4 protein-coding genes are annotated in these 3,911 nt (G+C 28.4%); 3 read left to right on the top strand and 1 reads right to left on the bottom strand.

Annotated elements, in window-relative coordinates:
• Together ACH2BO_RS14335 and ACH2BO_RS14330 are read left to right on the top strand one after the other, a co-directional pair.
• Positions 1-763 (top strand): SDR family NAD(P)-dependent oxidoreductase (locus tag ACH2BO_RS14335; RefSeq protein ID WP_395045417.1); only part of this gene is annotated, 763 nt, incomplete at its 5' end.
• A 117-nt stretch (positions 764-880) separates the two neighbouring features.
• Positions 881-1,828, top strand: a complete 948-nt coding sequence (locus ACH2BO_RS14330; RefSeq protein ID WP_395045416.1) for a phosphoribosylaminoimidazolesuccinocarboxamide synthase — start codon at positions 881-883, stop codon at positions 1,826-1,828.
• A gap of 62 nt (positions 1,829-1,890) precedes the next feature.
• On the opposite strand, the gene ACH2BO_RS14325 is transcribed toward ACH2BO_RS14330, so the two are convergent.
• Entirely contained in the window at positions 1,891-2,979 is a 1,089-nt protein-coding gene (locus ACH2BO_RS14325; protein WP_395045415.1) for a M42 family metallopeptidase, read from the bottom strand.
• An 80-nt stretch (positions 2,980-3,059) separates the two neighbouring features.
• On the opposite strand from ACH2BO_RS14325, the gene ACH2BO_RS14320 reads away from it, so the two are divergent.
• Complete coding sequence (locus tag ACH2BO_RS14320) at positions 3,060-3,752, top strand: DUF4294 domain-containing protein (RefSeq protein WP_395045414.1); 693 nt, start codon at positions 3,060-3,062, stop codon at positions 3,750-3,752.
• Positions 3,753-3,911: the final 159 nt, after the last annotated feature.

Here is a 3,911-nt window from a genome sequence, read left to right as displayed (position 1 = left end):
TCATTTTTCTAAAAAAGGTTGGAATGTCATTGCTACAATGCTTTGTATAAAAGGAGCAGATGTTTTTGAAAAATTTCCAAACATAAAATGTTACGAACTCAACGTAACTTGTTCTGAAAGCATTGAAAAAGCAAAAGTGTCAATTTTTAACGATTACAAATCTATTGATGTAATTATCAATAATGCAGGTATTGGCTATCGCAGTTTTGTAGAATTATCTGAAGATGCCAAAATTGAAGCTATTGTTAATGTCAATTGGCTTGGAGTTGTCAAGGTTTGCCGTGCTTTTATTCCACATTTTCGTCAACAAATGAAAGGCCAGTTTATAAATATCACCTCAATTGCTGGCTTAGTAAATTTGCCGTTAGGAAGTTTTTATCATTCTACCAAAAAAGCTGTAGAAAGTCTTTCAGAGTGTATGGCATATGAGTTAATGGATTTTAATATAAGTGTTTGTACTGTTCAGTTTGGTAATGTTCCAACGAATTTTCAAAAAAATGTAGCCAAATCTGAAAAATCTGACATTGATTCATATAATTCTATGATGAAAAGTATAGACACTATAATGAATAAAAAAACGGTTGATAATCATAAACTTACAGATTCTGTTCTAGAAAAAATTTATGAAATTGCAGAAAATCCATCAAAAAGATTCAGACGATTTTCAATAGGTTTTGATGCTAATTTGATGAAATATTTAAGAAAATTCTTAGGATATAGGTTGTTTAATATTGTTATAAGAAAATATGTTTTAAGTAAATAAAATAATTGTATTTCTCTTTTAAACGCAGTATTTTTGCTAAACATACAACATCCATAACCTGAAGAATTTCATAAAAAAATAAATTCTTAAATCAAGTTTAGATTAACCCTAAATATAATGAACACAATAACTACAACAGATTTTCATTTTCCTAATCAAAAATCGGTTTATCGCGGTAAAGTAAGAGAAGTTTATAATATTAATGATGAACTATTAGTGATGATTGCCACCGATAGATTATCTGCATTTGATGTTGTAATGCCAAAAGGAATTCCGTATAAAGGTCAGATTTTGAATCAAATTGCTACTAAATTTATGCAATTGACACAAGATATTGTTCCGAATTGGTTAATTGCGACTCCAGATGTGAATGTTGCTGTTGGACATTTATGTGAGCCATTTAAAGTTGAAATGGTAATTCGTGGTTATCTTTCTGGTCATGCAGCTCGTGAATATGCACTTGGTAAACGAACTATTTGTGGTGTAACAATGGTTGAAGAATTAAAGGAAAATGATAAATTTCCAATTCCAATTATAACTCCAACTACCAAAGCTGATAATGGTTCTCATGATGAAGATATTTCTCGTGAAGCTATTTTATCAAATAGAATTGTTACCGAAGAAGATTATTTAGTTTTAGAAAAATATACTCGTGCTTTGTACCAAAGAGGAACAGAAATTGCAGCTACACGCGGATTAATTTTGGTTGATACAAAGTATGAGTTTGGAAAAACTCGAGATGGAAAAATTGTGCTTATTGACGAAATTCACACACCAGATTCTTCACGTTATTTTTATTTAGAAGGATATCAAAATCGACAAGATGAAGGCGAAGAGCAAAAACAATTATCTAAAGAATTTGTGCGTCGTTGGTTAATAGAAAATGGTTTTCAAGGAAAAGAAGGACAGAAAATTCCAGATATGACAGATGATTATATTGAATTAGTTTCCAATCGTTATATTGAATTGTATGAAAATATATTAGGTGAAAAATTTATAAAAGCAGAAGTTTCTGAAATAAATAAACGTATTGAAAATAATGTTTTAGAGTATTTAAAAAAATAAATAAAAAAAAGTTCCAAAGCTATTAAGATTTGGAACTTTTTTCATTATTACATTTTAAAATATTATTTAAAATAAGAGAAATTATGATTATTTTCAATTTTCAGTATACTTTCATATATTAATTTTATTACGTTTTCAACATCTTCTCTATGAACCATTTCTACGGTTGTATGCATATAACGCAAAGAAAGTGATATTAATGCAGATGGAACACCGCCATTACTATATGCAAAGGCATCAGTATCTGTTCCTGTAACTCGTGAAGTTGCGTGCCTTTGAAACGGAATTTTCTTTTCTTCTGCAGTAGAAATGATTAATTCACGTAGTATATTTTGAGTTGCTGGTGCATATGCTATAACTGGACCTTTTCCCATTTGTAAATCACCTTCAATTTTTTTATCAATCATAGGAGTTGATGTATCATGACAAACATCAGTAACAATTGCAACATTTGGTTTTATTGTTTGAGTAATCATTTCTGCACCACGAAGACCAATCTCTTCTTGAACTGCATTTACAATATATAATCCAAAAGGAAGTTTTTTATTATTTTCTTTCAATAAACGAGCGACTTCTGCAATCATGAAACCACCCATTCTATTGTCAATTGCTCTGCAAACAAATTTGTTTTCATTTAAAATCATAAATTCGTCAGGATAAGTAATCACACAACCAACATGAACTCCAAGTTTTTCAACTTCTTCTTTAGTAGCACAACCACAATCAATAAAGATATTGTGTAAAGTTGCAGGTTCTTCCTTCCCGCGATTTCTTGTATGAATTGCTGGCCAACCAAAAACTCCTTTTACAATTCCATTTTTAGTGTGAATATTTACACGTTTAGAAGGTGCAATTTGATGATCAGAACCACCGTTTCGGATAACATAAATAAGTCCGTTGTCAGTAATATAATTAACATACCATGAAATTTCATCAGAGTGGCCTTCAATTACAACTTTAAATTTTGCATCTGGATTTATTATTCCTACAGCTGTTCCATATGTATCTGTTATAAAAGTATCAACATATGGTTTTAAATACTCCATCCAAAGTTTTTGTCCTTGAAATTCATAACCGGTTGGAGAAGAGTTGTTTAAGTATTTTTCTAAAAAAGAAATAGATGATTTTGATAGTATTGTCTTTGTTTTCATATTAAATTTTTTGCTAAAATATAAATTTGGCATTACACTTGTTATGAATATTTCATATTTTTACATTCAATTTTAGAATTATGATTAAACATTCTTTTTTAATAGTATTTTTTTTTATTTCTAATTTGTTTTTTGCTCAAATAAAAACAGATAGTATAAAAAACGAAAAATTTATTGTTCTTGATGGAGATACAATTTCGATGTTGAGAGATACAGTTTTTTTGGAAGAAGTTCAAATTAATAAGGAGAAACTAGATCCAGAAGCACAAAAACAATTTTTGTTGCTCCAAAATAGAGTTTATAAGGTTTATCCATATGCTAAAACTGCTTCCGAAAGATTAATTGCTTTAAATTCTAATATGGATAAACTAAAATCAAACAAGGAGAAAAAAAAATATTTTAAAATTGTTGAGGATTATATGGAGAATGAATTTAAGATTCAATTAAAAAAACTTTCAAGAAAACAAGGGCAGATATTGGTAAAACTTATCCACAGACAAACAGGCTTCACAACTTTTGATCTCATTAAAAACTACAAGAATGGTTGGAAAGCATTTTGGTCAAACAATACAGCAAAACTTTTTGATATAAATCTAAAAACAAAATACAATCCTTATTATGTTAATGAAGATTATTTTATAGAAACAATACTATATAGAGCATTTTTAAGAGGAAGGTTAATTGAACAAAAATCTGTAAATCCTGTCAACTTCGATGAGCTTTCAAATTTATGGCAAAAAAAATCAACAGGATTTAATAAAATCAATCAATAATATTCACATTGATTTTAATAAAAATTAATTATTAAGTTTATCCACAAGTTTTTGTGATATTTATGTGTTTTCTTTTGCAATTTGATTAGTTTTATTATCCAATTTGGATAAAACAATTCAACAAACACTTCGATTTCAGGTGATTATAAAAAACCAAAA

The organism is Flavobacterium sp., assembly GCF_043773265.1.
Taxonomy (GTDB): Bacteria; Bacteroidota; Bacteroidia; order Flavobacteriales; family Flavobacteriaceae; genus Flavobacterium.
Note: the sequence above shows the minus strand (reverse complement) of the source record. Positions and strands in the feature narration are given on the sequence as shown.